At 61.1% G+C, this 16,285-nt stretch carries 10 protein-coding genes and 1 pseudogene; 3 read left to right on the forward strand and 8 right to left on the reverse strand.

Annotation, left to right across the window (positions count from 1 at the left end):
• Positions 1 to 117: 117 nt before the first annotated feature.
• Positions 118 to 2,748: an MGH1-like glycoside hydrolase domain-containing protein gene (locus ACWGZX_RS00535; protein ID WP_452626854.1), complete on the reverse strand. Its 2,631-nt coding sequence runs from the start codon at positions 2,746 to 2,748 to the stop codon at positions 118 to 120.
• Between the two features lie 132 nt (positions 2,749 to 2,880).
• Between ACWGZX_RS00535 and ACWGZX_RS00540 the strand changes: the two genes are divergently transcribed.
• From ACWGZX_RS00540 to ACWGZX_RS00550, 3 genes and pseudogenes are all read left to right on the forward strand, one after another.
• A complete protein-coding gene (locus tag ACWGZX_RS00540; RefSeq protein ID WP_452626855.1) occupies positions 2,881 to 3,744 on the forward strand; it encodes a LysR family transcriptional regulator in 864 nt (287 codons plus the stop codon).
• Between the two features lie 98 nt (positions 3,745 to 3,842).
• A pseudogene (locus ACWGZX_RS00545) lies at positions 3,843 to 4,987 on the forward strand (sterol desaturase/SRPBCC family protein).
• Between the two features lie 8 nt (positions 4,988 to 4,995).
• Positions 4,996 to 6,075, forward strand: coding sequence for an SMP-30/gluconolactonase/LRE family protein (locus ACWGZX_RS00550; RefSeq protein WP_452628937.1), 1,080 nt, complete (start codon positions 4,996 to 4,998; stop codon positions 6,073 to 6,075).
• Positions 6,076 to 6,479: 404 nt separating this feature from the next.
• Here ACWGZX_RS00550 and ACWGZX_RS00555 read toward each other — a convergent pair whose 3' ends face one another.
• The 7 genes from ACWGZX_RS00555 to ACWGZX_RS00585 all read right to left on the reverse strand — a co-directional run bounded on the left by ACWGZX_RS00555 (position 6,480) and on the right by ACWGZX_RS00585 (position 16,231).
• Positions 6,480 to 6,722: a YdcH family protein gene (locus ACWGZX_RS00555; RefSeq protein WP_150781221.1), complete on the reverse strand. Its 243-nt coding sequence runs from the start codon at positions 6,720 to 6,722 to the stop codon at positions 6,480 to 6,482.
• A gap of 336 nt (positions 6,723 to 7,058) precedes the next feature.
• Entirely contained in the window at positions 7,059 to 9,170 is a 2,112-nt protein-coding gene (locus ACWGZX_RS00560) for an ATP-binding protein (protein ID WP_452626856.1), read from the reverse strand.
• Positions 9,171 to 9,329: 159 nt separating this feature from the next.
• A complete protein-coding gene (locus ACWGZX_RS00565; protein ID WP_452626857.1) occupies positions 9,330 to 12,428 on the reverse strand; it encodes an error-prone DNA polymerase in 3,099 nt (1,032 codons plus the stop codon).
• The gene (locus ACWGZX_RS00570) at positions 12,404 to 13,819 is read right to left on the reverse strand and encodes a Y-family DNA polymerase (protein ID WP_452626858.1); all 1,416 of its coding nucleotides are present in this window, start codon (positions 13,817 to 13,819) and stop codon (positions 12,404 to 12,406) included. The genes ACWGZX_RS00565 and ACWGZX_RS00570 overlap by 25 nt, the downstream gene beginning before the upstream one ends.
• Positions 13,820 to 13,826: 7 nt before the next feature.
• A complete protein-coding gene (gene imuA, locus ACWGZX_RS00575; RefSeq protein ID WP_452626859.1) occupies positions 13,827 to 14,444 on the reverse strand; it encodes a translesion DNA synthesis-associated protein ImuA in 618 nt (205 codons plus the stop codon).
• Entirely contained in the window at positions 14,444 to 15,061 is a 618-nt protein-coding gene (gene lexA / locus ACWGZX_RS00580) for a transcriptional repressor LexA (protein ID WP_452626860.1), read from the reverse strand. Before lexA ends, imuA begins: the two co-directional genes overlap by 1 nt.
• A 237-nt stretch (positions 15,062 to 15,298) precedes the next feature.
• Positions 15,299 to 16,231 carry a LysR substrate-binding domain-containing protein gene (locus ACWGZX_RS00585; protein ID WP_452626861.1) on the reverse strand — a complete coding sequence of 311 codons (933 nt, stop codon included), beginning with the start codon at positions 16,229 to 16,231 and terminating at the stop codon, positions 15,299 to 15,301.
• Between the last annotated feature and the right edge of the window lie 54 nt (positions 16,232 to 16,285).

Here is a 16,285-nt window from a genome sequence, read left to right on the forward strand (position 1 = left end):
GCCCTGTAGGAGCAAGCTTGCTCGCGAAGGCATCGTATCAGCCGACATCAATGTTGAATGATAGGACGCCTTCGCGAGCAAGCTCGCTCCTACAGGGTTTCTGTGCCGGGCAGAAGATCATGGCTGCAACAACAACGCGATCAGCGCACTCCATCCCGTCTGATGGCTGGCCCCCAGTCCGCGTCCGGTTTCCCCGTGAAAATACTCATGGAACAACACCAGATCGCGACTGGCGGGATCCGCCTGCAACTGCGGATACGCCGCCATTGACGGCCGATTGCCCGTTTCATCGCGAAGGACAAGCCTGGTCAATCGTTGACTCAAGCGGTCGGCGACCTCTTCCAGTGACGCCAGAAACCCCGACCCCGTAGGGTATTCCACCGAAAAGTTCTGATCGTAATAACGATGAAACTCGCGCAGGGATTCGATCAGCATGTAGTTGATCGGCATCCACACCGGCCCGCGCCAGTTGGAATTGCCACCGTACAGGCGTGATTCGGATTCTGCCGGCTCGTAATGGGCACAGAGCCGTTCACCATTGATTTGCAGGCCGAAAGGCTGTTCGGCGAAGGCCTTGGACAATGAGCGAATACCGAACCCGGAGAGAAACTCGCTTTCATCGAGCATGCGCTTGAGCAGGTCCTTGGTGCGCTCGCCACGCAACAATGCCAGTAGCATCCGGTTGCCTTCGCCAGGTTCGGTCCAGCGTGAAACCAGGCTGGCGAGATCCGGGCGGTGACGCATAAAACCGAGCAAACGCTCACGCAATCCGGGTAATCCTTCATGCTCGTGTTGCTCCAGCACCTGCACGGCAAACAGAGGCATCAGGCCGACAATCGAGCGCAAACGCAGCGGTTCGTTCACACCACCAGGTCGGTGCAATACGTCATAGAAAAACTGGTCCTGCTCGTCCCACAGCCCTTCGGCGTCGGAGTCGACCCGATTGATTGCCCCGGCGATGTAGAGAAAATGTTCGAAGAACTTCACCGCTATATCGACGTACACACTGTTGCGCTTGGCCAACTCCAGCGCGATGCGCATCAAGTCCAGCGCATAAGCGGCGACCCACGCCGTACCGTCGGCCTGGTCGAGTTGATATCCGGGCGGCAATAACGCCGAACGATCGAACAACGCAATATTATCCAGCCCCAGAAAACCGCCCTGGAACAGGTTGCGGCCTTCGGCATCCTTGCGATTGACCCACCAGGAAAAGTTCAGCAGCAGTTTGTGGAAGATTCGCTCGAGGAAATCCATGTCCCCTGTGCCGGTCAGCGCCTTGTCCTGCTGATACACCCGCCAACAAGCCCAGGCATGAACCGGCGGGTTAGCGTCGTCGAAACGCCATTCGTAGGCTGGTAACTGGCCGTTGGGGTGCATGAAGCGGTCTTTGACCAGCAGCAATAATTGATGCTTGGCGAATCCAGGATCGATCAGTGCGAAAGCCACAGCCTGAAAACCCAGATCCCACGAGGCGTACCACGGATACTCCCACGTGTCTGGCATGGAGACGATGTCGAAATTCGCCAGGTGTCGCCAATGGGTATTGCGTATATGCGACCGCCCGAGAGGTGGCGAAGGTTGCGCCGGATCGCCGTCGAGCCACTGATTGACGTCGAAGTAATACAGCTGTTTCGACCAGAGCAGCCCGGCCAGCGCCTGACGCTGAACATTGCGCGCATCCGGATCGCCGATGCCGGCTTGCAGGGCCGCGTAAAAATCATCGGATTCAGCGCGACGCCGCTCGAACAGTGTTGTGGCATTGACCCGAGCGGCGCCGGTCGGGGCGAAACGCAGGTAGACGCATCGGCTTTGGCCCGCCTCGAACGTCAGGGTGAAATGCGCTGCTACCCGGGTTCCAGTGTCATGGCGGATCGCATCGTTGTTGCCAGCGACCAGAAAATCATTGATGCCGTCCTTGAATGGACCACTCGCCGCCACGCCATTCAGTTTGGGGAAGTTGCTCTCGTTGTTGCAGAACAGCCATTGGCAGTCTTCCTCGCCCCAGGCGCTGGCCTGCCGATCGGCGAGTTGCGGGTGCCGGGCCAGGACCTCATCACCGCTAAGAGTGAGGCTCGGTCGCAGCCCGTCGGCCGCCCAACTCCAGGTGTTACGTGCCCAGAGCTGCGGCAACACGTGCAGCCGTGCTGGCTGATCGGATCGGTTGTGCACGGTGACGCGCATGAAGACGTCATCTACCGCCTGTTTGGCGTATTCCACCGTCACGTCGAAATAACGGTTGTCTTCAAACACACCGGTGTCGAGGATTTCATACTCGGTATCGGCCAAGCCACGGCGGGCATTTTCGGCCACCAGGTCCGCGTAGGGAAATTCGGCCTGCGGGTACTTGTAGAGCATGCGCATGTAGGCATGACTGGGCATGCCATCGACGTAGAAATACAGCTCTTTGACGTCCTCGCCGTGATTGCCTTCAGCGTTGTTCAAGCCAAATAGACGCTCTTTGAGAATCGGGTCACGCTCATTCCATAAGCCCAGCCCCAGACACCAGTGCTGAGCCTTGTCGCAAAACCCGGCAAGCCCGTCCTCGCCCCACCGATAGGCCCGGCTGCGGGCGTGTTCGTGAGGAAAATAGCGCCATGCATCGCCGTCGGCGCTGTAGTCTTCGCGCACCGTGCCCCATTGGCGTTCGCTCAAGTAAGGCCCCCATTCGCGCCATGCCTCGGCATCAGCGCCAGTCAGACGCTGGCCTTCAGTGGTATCGAGGATGTTTGCTGCGTGCTTTGCCGTCATGGGTGGGGCCGTTGGGCTAGAGAACGTTTGCAGTGTAGTGCTTTGGCACGCTTCCTATCTGAACACACCCTGTAGCAGCCGGTTCCGACAGGATCCGTTTACAATGCCCACACTTCCCGCACCGGCTTGCCCATGGACATCGACCTCGCTCGCACCTTTCTTGAAATTGTCCGCCACGGCAGTCTCGCCGCGGCGGCGGAGAAGCTTCACGTCACCCAGACCGCGATCACCGCGCGTGTGCAGAAGCTTGAAAGCCATCTGGGCAGCACGCTGTTCGTGCGCAACCGCGCCGGCGCGCGTCTGACGCCCAATGGCGAGGCCTTTGTGGTGTACGCCAATCAACTGGTCGAGACCTGGGAAGCGGCACGCCGGGATTTGCCGCTGCCTGAGGGTTACCGTGATGTGCTGCACATCGGCGGCGAGGTCAGCCTGTGCAATCCGTTGATGCTCCGTTGGGCCGGAGAACTGCGCGAGAAGATTCCCAGCCACGCCCTGCGCATGGAAATCCGCGACGGCGAAAATCTCTTGCGGCAACTGGAGCTGGGCGTGCTGGATGCAGCGCTGGTCTATCAACCGGAGTACTGGCCGCGCCTGCAAGTCGAGCAGGTGCTGGAAGAAAAACTGGTGCTGGTGCGGTTGGCCAGCAAACCCGACCCATACGTATACATCGACTGGGGCTCGGAATTCCGTCGCCAGCACGATGCGGCTCTGCCGGAAAAAGCCAAAGCCGCTTTGAGCTTCAACCTCGGCCCGCTCGGTTTGCAGTACATCCTGGAAAACGGCGGCAGCGGCTACTTCCGCACACGTGTGGTCCAGAGTTATGTGGAAAGCGGTGTACTGGAACCCGTACCCAAGGCCCCGGAATTCAATTACCCGACCTACCTGGTGTATTCGCGCGATCGCGACTCGGTCACCCTGCAACGGGCGTTCGATTTATTGCGTGAAGTGATCCAGTCTGATGAGGACTGGTCACAGCGCTGGAATCCGCTGAGCTGAACACACCGGATCATGGCGTTTGTGTCCTCTAGTTGCGCAAGCCTTTGCGGGCAAATCAGCTAATCTGCTGGCTATAACAATAACCAGAGGTGAGCGCAGTGAGGCAGACCATCCAGGCATTCCGCAGCCGCTATCGCGCCGACATTCATCCCCTCTACAACCCGTGGCTGCACGGCGCTTTTGTGCTGGTTTTCGGGGTGCTGGCCATCGGCGGACTCTGGAGCACCGTGCATCAGGTCAAGCCGCTGGAATGGCTGGCGGTGCCGGTCACGTTGTTGTTCTTCAACTTCGGCGTGTACGGGGTGCATCGACATCTGGGTCATCACAAAAAGAGCTTCGCGCGGATGTTCTACGCCCGTCATGCCGGCGACCATCACAGCTTTTTCGCACCCGGCCACATGACCTACGACAGCGCCCGGGACTGGCGAGTGATTTTGTTTCCAGCCTGGTTGATCGTGGTGTACACCGGCTTCATTGCCCTGCCCCTCTGGTGGCTGCTTGACCGGTTTGATGCCAACGTCGCCGGCTTGGTGGGCGGCTGTCTGGTCCTGGGTTACCTGACCTATGAAGTGTTTCATGCCTGCGAGCACCTGCCACCTGGCAATCCGGTCACGCGATTGCCGTGGATTCGTCAGATGCGCCGCCTGCATGAACTGCATCACCGCAGCGAGCTGATGCAGGAGCGCAATTTCAACATCGTGTTTCCGCTGATGGATTACCTGTTCGGCACCCTCTACTGGGAGCCGGATAATGCCCCCTGCCCTTGACGAGAACGCCCATGACCCGCATGCAGCACCAGATCGCTATCGCAGGAAACCCGATTGACGTGCTCGCCTACGCCAGCACCGTCACCCGTTGGCCGGAGTGGCATCCGTCTTCCCTCAAGGTTGACGGTCAGGCCGGCCCGTTGCACGCAGGCTCACGGTTTGAGGAAGACATCAGGGCCGGCGGTCGCGACGGACACCTGAGTTGGGAGGTCAACGAATACCTGCCGGGACGCCGTTGGAGTGCCCAGGCGAGGGGTGATCACGGGTTGTCGCTGGTGGTGACTTACGAATGCGCGGCCGCGGGTAATGGCACGCAATTTATCCGCACCCTGGAATATCAGTTCGCCGGTGTCGGGATGCGCATTGCCAATCAGCTGTTGCTCAAACGGCGCATCGAACGTGAATCCGCCGAATCGATGCTGGCCTTGCAGGAAATGGCGCAAAAACAACTGACACCCGCCGGAGCCAACGTGTGAGAAAAATCATCAAGTTCCGGCATCTGCTGGCACTGCTCTTGATTGCCCTTTGCGCCTTCCTGTTGCTGTTCCCGACCAAGGTGCAACCGGTCGCCTGGAATCCGCCACTGGCGCCCTCCCTCACCAGCGGCGTCTACGCCGATAATCAGCGCCTCAAAGGCGTGGAGCGTGTCGGACCGGCTGACATTGAGGGGCCGGAAGCGCTGCTGCTGGATAGCGACACGCTAATCACCGGCCTGCATGACGGCAGGTTGATTCGCACGAGCATCGACGGCAAAGAAACCAAAGTGCTGGCCGATACCGGCGGCAGGCCCTTGGGCCTGGCGCGTCACCCCAACGGTTTGCTGGTGATCGCAGACGCCGTTAAAGGGCTGCTTTCACTGGATGCCCAAGGCCAATTGATCCCCTTGGCCACCACGGCTGGCGACGTGTCTTTTGGTTTTACCGATGACGTGGCCATCGACTCGTCCGGGCATTTCGCCTATTTCAGTGACGCCTCCAGCCGGTGGGGCTACGGCAAGGATGGCGAAGCGATCATCGAACATGGCGGCGATGGCCGTTTATTGCGTTATGACTTCCAGACCGGAAAAACCACCGTGTTGCTGGACAAGCTGGAGTTCGCCAACGGCGTCACGCTGGGGCCGGACGACAGCTTTGTACTGGTAAACGAAACCGGCGCTTACCGGATCAGCCGCTATTGGCTGACCGGGCCGAAAGCCGGCACGCATGACCTGTTTATCGACAACTTGCCGGGGCTGCCGGACAACCTTTCGTTCAACGGCCGCGACCGCTTCTGGGTGGCGCTCTACGCGCCGCGTAGCGGGCTGCTCGACCGCACGGCGCCGCACCCTTTCGTGCGCAAGATGATTGCCCGGGCGATGACGGTACTGCCTAAACCGGTGGAGAAGCGGGCCTTTGCCTTGGGGCTGGATCTGGACGGCAAAGTGATTGCCAATTTGCAGGACGCCAGCACAGGTAATTATTCACCGATCACCACGGTGCGTGAGTATGGGGACTGGCTGTATTTCGGTTCGTTGAAAGCTAAAAACATGGCGCGGTTGCCGCTCGCCACCGCCCTCCAGAAATAATACACACCCCTGTAGGGGCCGGGCTTGCTCCGGGCGGCGTTCCGACGATGGCGGTGCATCTGATACATCAATGATGCCAGTACCGCCGCCATCGCGGGCAAGCCCGGCTCCTACAGGGGGGATGTGTGGATTATTCGGAATCTGCGTCGTCAGCCGTTTCCTTATGCCCCCGCTCGGGGTCATCATCCTCTAGATCCGGATGGGTCGTGATCTGGTTCGGGCTCAACCGCTCAGGATGAGTCGGTATCGGGTCATACCCGCCCTGCTCTTCACTCGGAAATCTGGGACCAGACATAAGGCACCTCTCTGGGAGTCATCAATGATGACTCTTCACTTACGAGGTGCCGGTTTTCACCTCGTTCCAAATTATGCGACACCGGTCGTCGGTGGCTCGAAACGACGCGTCAGGACGATGCCTGCAATTGTTGGACGATCTTGTCCTTGACCTGCAAGCGCTTCTCCTTGAGCTTCTTCAACACATCATCACTGGGCGCATCGGATGATGCGGTCTCGGCCTTCACCACTTCAGCGTCCGCCTGGGAGTATTTGTTGATCAGTGAATCCAGTAACGGATCCTTGGTGCGTTTTTGCTGGATCTCTTCCTTTGAAACCTTCAAGTCCTGAAACAGGTCATGGGGCACCGGCATGGAACACCTCCGTTTTGATGATCGGAAGCAAACGCGATGGATTGCGTTCACCAACTATCAGAATGGCCTTGGATTGAGCGTTCTGTCGACCACCTGTCAGACCAGCGGTGCCCGTTCGTCGTCCTGTCGCAAATGCGATAAAGCCTTTGCCCAAACCCAGGCCGCCACAGATTAACAATCACTGGATCACTTTCAAAAACCTGCGTGGAGAATAACCAATGGACGGATTCACCCCGATGGAAAATCAGAGCGAATACCAGCCGGTCTGAAGTTGCAGGGTTGCCCTGCAACATAGAATCTCCCACAGTTGGTCTCTGTTGATCTTCCACAGGGGGATTAGCCATTGAGGACTGTGCGAACCATTCGGGTGAGTGCTTCGGGGTCGTAGGGTTTGCTCAGCAAATGCGTGTCGGGGCTGAGTTGGTGATTGCGCGAGATAATGTCACGGGTATGGCCCGAGGTGAACAACACGGCCACCGGGGGAGTTTGCACCTTGGCCCAGGCCGCCAGGTCAGAGCTTTTGATCAGGCCGGGCATGACCACGTCAGTGAAAATCAGATCCACTGCCATGCCTTCCAGCAACCTCTGCATCGCCTGATCGCCGTTGGCCGCCGTCAACACCTGATAGCCTTCTTCACGCAGCAATTCCACTGCCGAGGTGCGAACCGCTTCGTTGTCTTCGACCACCAGAATGGTTTCATGACCACCGCGCTGCTGCGCATCTTGCGGTGTTGTTTCACTGGGCGCCGGTCGCAGGCTACGCGGAAAGTACAACTGCACCCGAGTACCGTGTCCCTCGGTGCTGGAGATCTCGATGTGCCCGCCGCTCTGTTTGACGAAACCGAACACCATGCTCAACCCCAGCCCTGTGCCTTGGCCGTCGGCCTTGGTGGTGAAAAACGGTTCGAAGGCCTGCGCAAGCACCTGGGGCGGCATGCCAACACCGCTGTCCGCCACCGCAACGCAGACGTAGTCGCCGGCGACGATGCCCTTGCCGGCACAAAACTTCTGGTCGAGGGTGATGTGCTCGGCACTCAGACCGATGGTCCCCTCACCTTTCATGGCATCTCGGGCATTGATCGCCAGGTTGAGAATGGCGTTTTCCAGTTGATTGCGGTCAACAAAGATGTGCCAGGGTTCATCCGGGGCATTCACCTTGATCTGGAGGGTTTCACCCAGCGCTCGCTGCAAAATTTCTGCCAGACCTTCGAAGACCTGCTTTGGATTGCAGACGGCTGGCGACAGTGGCTGGCGGCGGGCGAAGGCGAGCAATTGTGAAGACAATTTGGCGCCACGTTCGACGGCGGCAATGGATGCACTGACCCGACGCTGCACGTTGGCGTTGTCCGGTTCGTGCCGCGCCAGCAAGTGCAGGTTGCCGGCGATCACCTGCAACAGGTTATTGAAGTCGTGGGCCACGCCACCGGTGAGGCCGCCGATGGCTTCGAGTTTCTGTGATTGGCGCAGTTGTTCTTCGGCAGCCAGCCGCGCTTCGACTTCATCGGCGACGCGCTGCTCCAGGTTGCGCGTGAACCTGAGCAAGGATTCTTCGGCGGTCTTGCGTTCATGGATGTCGATCAATACGCCGGGAAAGCGGAACGGTTCACCCTGTTCGTTAAACTCGCAACAGCCACTCGCCTGCACCCACAAATAACTGCCATCCGGGCGCAGCACCCGATACTCCGCATTAAAGGCATCGCCGGTTTCTACCGATTGATTGACCTGTTCCTGCACCCAACTGAGGTCGTCGGGATGGATCCGGGCTTCGGCGACATCCGGGGGCAGGTTGGTCAGATCCTGATCAGCGGGAAAGGAGAAAGTACGGGCGAAACGCTCGTCGCCGGAGAGTCTGTTGGCCTTGATGTCCCAGACGAACGAGCCGAGCAAGGCCCCGGCATTGAGTGCCAGGCGAACCCGTTCGTTGTCGGCGCGATAGGCGTCTTCCGCGGCCTGACGGCGATGTTCGGAAATAACATGCTCCGTGGTCTCGACCACCATCGCCATGACCCCGGCCGGCTTGCCGTCATCATCAGTCACCGGGCTGTAATAGAGGTCCAGCCAGACGTTTTCGGGGATGCCGTCGCGCAGCAGAACCAGCTCTTTATTACGGTAGGACAAGGTGCCGCCCGCCAGGCAGGTATCAACCACGTTCCGATTGAACTCGGCGACTTCCGGCCAGCCCAGTTCCACCGGGGAACCCAACAAGTAAGGATGACGGCCGCCGGCGAATTTGGAGTAGGCATCGTTATAGATCATGTACCCGGCGCGGCCCCACAGCATTACCATCGGCAGTGGCGAGGCGAGCATCAATTGCACCGCGCTGCACAGGCTCGCGGGCCAGGTGTCGAGGCTGCCAAGTTCGGTCTGGCACCAGTCGAACGCGCGAATACGCCCGGCCATTTCCCCGGCCCAGCCGGCACACCCGTGGCTTTCCTCTAGAAACTGCATTGACTGGCTCTTAGTCCCTGTAATTGAACTGACTCAAGGGATCGCGACTGTGTGAAGACGGCGCGGGCCCGTTTGTTTCGAGCACTGCCGACGTCAATGGTTTCATAGAGGTTAGCTGATTCTCAACCGGCAGATTTTTGATCGTTCCCTCGCCACAGGTCAGCGGAAATCCCGGCTGCGTACGCTGATACCGTCCAGCAATGAACTCAGGTCGCTCAAGCGTCCGGCAATCAGGTGGCGAACCTCGCCTTCCATTTCCCAGCGGCCATCGACCTTGAGCAATTGCGAACCGACCAGCACCTGGCGTTGCCTTTCGGCCAAGTCGCGCCAGACCACCACGTTGACGTTGCCGAACTCGTCTTCCAGGGTCACGAAGGTTACGCCACTGGCGGTGCCCGGACGTTGCCGCCCCGTCACCAGGCCTGCGACGCTGACCGGGCGCCCGTGTTCGACCGCCATCAGTTCTTTCGAACTGCGGCAGCGCCGGGCTTTCAGTTCACCGCGCAGTAACGCCAGCGGATGCGGACCGAGGGTGGTGCCGACACTGGCGTAATCGGCTTGCAGGTCTTCGCCGACGGTGGGTTTGGGCAATGACACGACGTCCTCTTCCTGACTTGGCAGGCCGACGAACAAACCGAGTTGCTTTTGCACCCCCGCCACCTCCCAGCGCGCCCGATGCCGGTCACCGGTCAACCCCCGCAGTGCACCGGCATCGGCCAGTTGCTCTTGGGCGCGGGCGTCGAGTCGCGCGCGTTCGCCGAGGTCGGCGATGTCGACAAACACCCCACGCGAGCGCGCCGCTTCGATGCGCCGGGCATCGTCCTCGCGAAAGCCCTTGATCATCCGCAACCCCATGCGAATCGCCGGTTGCGCGCCGGTCATCGGCTCCAGGCTGCAATCCCAGTCACTGGCACGCACATCCACCGGGCGAATCTGCAAATGATGCCGGCGCGCGTCCTGGAGAATCTGGTCCGGGCTGTAGAAACCCATCGGCCAGCTGTTGATCAGCGCGCAGGCAAAAGCCGCCGGTTCGTGGCATTTCAACCAGCAACTGGCGTAGGTCAGCAAGGCGAAACTGGCAGCGTGGGACTCGGGAAAACCGTAGCTGCCAAAGCCTTTGATCTGTTCGAAGATCTGCGCGGCGAACTCGGCCGTGTAGCCGTTTTTCTTCATCCCTGCAGCCAGCCGATCCTTGTGCGGTTCCAGCCCGCCGTGGCGTTTCCAGGCCGCCATCGAACGCCGCAACTGATCGGCCTCGCCGGGGCTGTAGTCGGCGGCGACGATGGCGATCTGCATCACCTGTTCCTGGAACAGCGGCACGCCGAGGGTGCGTTTGAGCACCTCCCGCAACTCTTCGGAGGGATAACTTTCGAGCTCTTCCTTGTTTCGGCGGCGCAGATACGGATGAACCATGCCGCCCTGGATAGGACCGGGGCGAACGATGGCCACCTCGATCACCAGGTCATAGAACTTGCGGGGCTTGAGCCGGGGCAGCATCGACATTTGTGCCCGGGACTCGATCTGGAACACGCCGATGGTATCGGCACGGCCAATCATGTCGTAAGTGGCCGGATCTTCGGACGGGATCGTCGCCAGGCTCAGGTCAAGATCTCGGTGGCGACGCAGCAGATCGAAACAACGACGGATCGCGCTGAGCATCCCCAGCGCCAGAATATCTACTTTGAGCAACCCGACCGCGTCCAGATCGTCTTTGTCCCACTGAATGATCGTGCGCTCGGCCATGGCAGCGTTTTCCACCGGCACCAGGCTGTCCAGAGGCTGCTCGGAAATCACGAAGCCACCGGGGTGCTGGGACAAGTGCCGGGGGAAACCGATCAGCTGCTGCGTCAAGCTCAAGACCCGGCGCAGCACCGGGCTTTCGGGGTCGAACCCGCCTTCCAGCAGGCGTTCCACGGGCGGCGTTGCATCGCTCCAGTGGCCGCAGCAATCGGCCAAGGCGTTGATCTGGTCCGGCGGCAAACCCAATGCCTTGGCCACGTCACGCACCGCGCCGGCCGCGTGGTAGGTGCTGACCACCGCCGTCAACGCTGCGCGCGTGCGGCCATAGCGCTGAAAGATGTACTGCAAGACTTCTTCACGACGTTCGTGCTCGAAGTCCACGTCGATATCCGGCGGTTCGTTGCGCTCCTTGGAAAGGAAACGCTCGAACAACATGTTCATCCGGTCCGGGTCGATCTCGGTGATGCCCAAGGCAAAACACACCGCCGAGTTGGCCGCCGAGCCTCGACCCTGACAGAGGATTTTCTCGCGGCCGGCGAAGGCGACGATGTCCTGCACGGTCAGGAAATAGCTTTCGTAACCCAGCTCGGCGATCAGCCCCAGTTCCTTGTTGATCAGCCCACGCACCTTCTCGCTCGCCCCTTGGGGCCAGCGCTCGCGAATGCCGCGTTCGGTCAATTCGCGCAGCCAGGAATCGGCGCTGTGGCCTTGCGGCACCAACTCCCGTGGATACTGATAACGCAACTGGCCAAGGTCGAAGGTGCAGCGCCGGGCAATGGTCAACGTTTCATCGAGCAAGGCCTGTGGGTAGATCGATTGCAACACCTCCAGGCTGCGCACATGTCGCTCACCATTGGGATGAAGCCGCAGCCCGGCCTCGGCCACCGACAGGTGATGACGGATCGCGGTCATGGTGTCCTGCAAGGCCCGTCGGCCACGGGTGTGCATGTGCACATCGCCACTGGCCACGGCGGCAATCCGCAACTCCCGCGCCAGGCTCAGCAACGCCTCCAGGCGTCGGGTATCGTCCTGGCCGCAATGCAGCTGGACGCTCAGCCACAGGCGTTCGGCGAAGGTCTGTTGCAGCCACAGGCCCTGTTCAAAGTCATCGACAGTGTCCGGCACCCACAACGCCAACAGCCCCGGCATCGGCTCGCTGAAATCTTCGCGCAGGACCTGATACTGGCCTTTCTGTGTGCGGCGTCGTGCCTGGGTAATCAGCCGGCACAGGGTCTGGTAACCCTCAAGGCTCTCCACCAGCAGCACCAGTTTCGGGCCGTTCTCGATGCGGATTTCGCTGCCGATGATCAGCGGCAACTCCACCGACTTCGCCGCTTGCCAGGCGCGGACGATGCCGGCCAGCGTGCACTCATCGGTGATCGCCAGCGCTTGATAGCCGTGCTTTTTTGCCCGTTGAAAGAGTTCGAGGGCACTGGAGGCGCCACGCTGGAAACTGAAGTTCGACAGGCAGTGCAACTCGGCGTAGTCAATGCTCATGCGAACCAGCCTTGCAGCCACAGCGGACCGCCCTCACCCACCGCCCGATAAGCCCAGCCCTGCTGGCCGGAACGGGTTTCGATCAGGTAGTAATCGCGGCGCACGTCGGCGCCGTCCCACCAGCCGGATTCAATGCGCTCCGGGCCCATGAGGATGCGCGTCGAGCCTTCGTGGATCGCCTGCGGTTCCGTCAGCAACCAGCCCGGACGTTGCACACCCGGCAACCCCGCGCACAGTTGACTGTCGACCCGTGCCTGCCACGCGCATTCCGGCCGGTGATCGGCCTGGAAGCGCAAGCCATGCACCGCCTCATCGCCGAGCCGTGCGCGCAAGCGTTCGCGCAGTTGCTCCCACGGCAAGGATTGCTGCGGGCGGTCATCGAACAGTTCCTGATACTGCGGGACAAAGCTCGGCAAGTCTTCGGCACACAGGCGGAAACCGCGCACCGGGGCTTCGACCTGAACCTGTTCCAGTCGCCCCCGGGCCAGTTCGAAGAGCATCGCCGGATCGCGTTCGGCGCTGAGCAGGCCGACCTTGATCACCGAGTCCGGCAGGCCGGCGTGTTCCAGGTGCAGGTCAAAACGCTGCACGCCGCTGTCCCGACCACAGAGAAAGGCTGACAGATCACCGGTCAACCGGCGCAGCGGAAACAGCAGCGCCTGATGCGACTGCACGTCAAAGTTGAGTTCGATGCGTACGTCGAAACGATCCGGCGGCAGGTAGAACGCCAGGGCCAGTCGCCGCTCGCCCGTCAACGCGTCCAGATGCTTGAGCACCTGGGCTTCGAAACGCCGGGCCAGGCTCTGTCGTGGCAGCGCCTGCACCTGACTCAAGGTGCGCAAGCCCATGCGCGATAACGCCGTGGCCACCACGGGTTCCAACGCGATGCGGTCGACGGGCAATTGCCCGAGATGGTGCTGCAAGGCTTCGTTGTCCGGCACCACCAGCCCGTCATACACGTTGGCCAGCACCCGTGCGGCCACCGGGTTGGGCGCAGCGACTATCCGATGGCGAAAACCCAGCTCGCCGAGCTCGGCGCGCAACCGTGCCTCGAACGTTGGCCACGACCCGAACAAGCCCAGGCTGGATTCGATTTCAAACACCACGGCACGCGGGTAATGCACGCTGACCTGAGAGCTGAAACGATAGGCCCACGCCGCCAGAAACTGCTGCCAGTGCTCGATCTCGGCGGCGTCGTATTCGGCCGTGGCAAAGCCTTTGCTCAAGGCCTGAGCGGCGGTCATCGACTGCCCCGGACGCAAGCCCAGCGCCCGCGCCGACGCGTTGACTGCTTGCAACACCCGGCGTTGTGCCGGGCCGGTCAGCAGCGCCAGCGGCTCATCGGGATCGGGGCGCTGACGCAGTACCGCGTCCAGCGCCAATTGCGGGAAGAGAATACAAACCCAGCGCATGGCAACCTCAATGCCCCACGGAGAAGGCAATCGGCGCCGAACGCGCTAGCCCGCCCCGACACTTGAGCACGCGCAATTGTGCAGGTTTGGCATCGATGGCGATGCGCAGCGCGGCGGGTGAAGGGTTGATCGCTTCATGGATCGAGCGGTAGGCGAACGCCAGGGTCGAGCCGGTTTCCGCCGCCACCTGCAAGCGGCGTAACGCCCGGTCATCGGCCTTGTGCGGCCAGCACAGCACAGCACCGCAACTGCCCGAACGCAGGCATTGTTCCGCGGCCCATAAGGCATCGCGCTCGCTGGCCTGAATGATCGACAACTGGCGCAGATCGACCCCGGCGTTCTGCCACGCTTGCGGGTACGGCACGTAGGGCGGCGCCACCAGCACGATGCGCTCACCCGCCGCCGACAACCGCGCCAGCGCCGGCCACACCAGTTGCAGCTCACCAACGCCCTGCCCGGCCAGGAGGATTTCGGTCAGCGCCGCTTCCGGCCAGCCACCGGTGGGCAACGCCGCATCCAGCGCGGCATGCCCGGTGGGTTGCGGGCTGACGGCCGGGGGCGCAGGCCGGCCCTTCCAGACCTGGCCGCCATTGAACAGCGTATCCAGCGCAACGACGGCGCCCATCACCCTTGCCTCACCAGGCCGCAGAACACGCCTTCGATGGCGAGGTCCTGACCGGGTTGAACGATGATCGGCTGATACGCCGGGTTGCGCGGCAACAGGCGAACCGTGTCGCCGGTCCGCTCGAAACGTTTGATGGTGACTTCGCCGTCCAGTCGCGCCACCACGATCTGGCCATTGAGCGCTTCCGGGTTGCGCCGCACGCCCACCAGATCGCCGTCGAGAATGCCGTCCTCGATCATCGAATCGCCCTGAACCCGCAGCATGTAATCCGGCACCCGCGAGAAGATCGACGGATCCAGCAGCAACCGGCTGTGCACTTCGGCATCGGCGCCGATTGGCGCACCCGCTGCCACCCGGCCGAGCACCGGAACGTCCAACAACTCGGGCCGCGCCGGCTGCCCGAGCAAACGAATGCCTCGAGCCTGATGGGGGTTGACCTCGATGAAACCGGCTTCGGTCAGCGCCAGCACATGCTTGCGCGCCACGCTGCGGGAGGCGAAACCGAACGCCTCGCTGATTTCAGCAAGGCTCGGGGACTGGCCGTGCTCCGCGATTCGGTCGCGGATAAAGGTCAGGATGGCGGTACGGCGGGGAGTTAGAGTCGTCATGGGGTACATTTGTACTCTTTTGGCATTTTCCTGACAAGGGTTTGTAGGATCTGCGCATGAGCCGTGTAGAAGCTATGTAGGAGCTATGTAGGAGCTGTCGAGTGAAACGAGGCTGCGAATCTTTTGATCTTGAATTTAAAAAGCAAAAGTCAAAAGATTCGCAGCCTCGTTTCACTCGACAGCTCCTACAGGGAGTCGGTGTGTGAGGAGAGTGACGCATGCGTGTAAACGATCGAAACACCAGCGTCATCTGCCGCCGTCATCACTCAAACCACGAGACGCCAGAAACCCTGCGATGTAATCGATAAACGCCAGCACTTTCGCGGTCGCCCGCCGATGGCTCGGGTACACCGCCAGAATATGCGGGCCGAAGCTGTCCGGGTCGATGTCGTAGTCAGCCATCACCTGCACCAGCCGGCCATCGGCGATGTACGGCGCGGCGCTCCACAGCGGTGTGTGCAACAAGCCGCGCCCGGCCAGTGCGTTGGCCAGCAGCAGGTCGTAATTGTCGCTGCGCAACCGCGGATTTTGCGGCTGGGGCAGGCTCAGGCGTTGCCCGTCGCGCTCGACCCACCAGAATTCGCGGCTGAGCAACGGATGGCGATACAACAGCCATTCGTGGTCATCGAGGGTGTGCGGGGTGACCGGCAATGCTTTGCGCGCCAGATAGGCCGGGCTGCCGCACAACGCCAGACGATTGCTGCCGACGACGCGGGCGATCAACCCTGGCAAGTCGTCATGGCCTTCGCGCAGGGCCAGGTCGTAGCCGCTTTCCAGCAGATTGACGAACTCATCGCACAGGTCCATCTGCAAATTGATCTGCGGGTACTGCTCCAGAAAACCGCCACACACCTGATCGAGAAACGCCTGCCCGTAGGCCAACGGCGCGGTGATTTTCAGGTTGCCGCGCAGGCCATGCTGCAACTGCTCGATTTCCTCGCCGGCCTCCTCCAGCCGCTGCAACACCTGGCGTGCGGTTTCCAGATAGAGACGCCCGGATTCGGTCAGCAGAATCCGCCGGGTACTGCGCTCGAACAAGCGAGCGCCGAGTTCGGCCTCCAGGTGGTTGACCGCTTTGGTCAGGGCCGACGGGGTCTTGCCCAGTTGCTCGGCGGCGCGGCTGAAACTGCCCAGTTGCGCCGTGACCACGAACATTTTCAATGCACCCAACTTGTCCATACTTTTTCCATTCCGGCAAAAACGTTTTTCGTGAGGAAGGCGTTCTGCTGCGCA

Source organism: Pseudomonas sp. CLCA07 (genome assembly GCF_053615335.1).

Coding starts and splice junctions, on each gene's coding strand:
- ACWGZX_RS00535 (WP_452626854.1), bottom strand. CDS start 2,748: ATGACGGCAAAGCACGCAGCAAACATCCTCGATACCACTGAAGGCCAG.
- ACWGZX_RS00540 (WP_452626855.1), top strand. CDS start 2,881: ATGGACATCGACCTCGCTCGCACCTTTCTTGAAATTGTCCGCCACGGC.
- ACWGZX_RS00555 (WP_150781221.1), bottom strand. CDS start 6,722: ATGCCGGTGCCCCATGACCTGTTTCAGGACTTGAAGGTTTCAAAGGAA.
- ACWGZX_RS00560 (WP_452626856.1), bottom strand. CDS start 9,170: ATGCAGTTTCTAGAGGAAAGCCACGGGTGTGCCGGCTGGGCCGGGGAA.
- ACWGZX_RS00570 (WP_452626858.1), bottom strand. CDS start 13,819: ATGCGCTGGGTTTGTATTCTCTTCCCGCAATTGGCGCTGGACGCGGTA.
- imuA (WP_452626859.1), bottom strand. CDS start 14,444: ATGGGCGCCGTCGTTGCGCTGGATACGCTGTTCAATGGCGGCCAGGTC.
- lexA (WP_452626860.1), bottom strand. CDS start 15,061: ATGTACCCCATGACGACTCTAACTCCCCGCCGTACCGCCATCCTGACC.
- ACWGZX_RS00585 (WP_452626861.1), bottom strand. CDS start 16,231: ATGGACAAGTTGGGTGCATTGAAAATGTTCGTGGTCACGGCGCAACTG.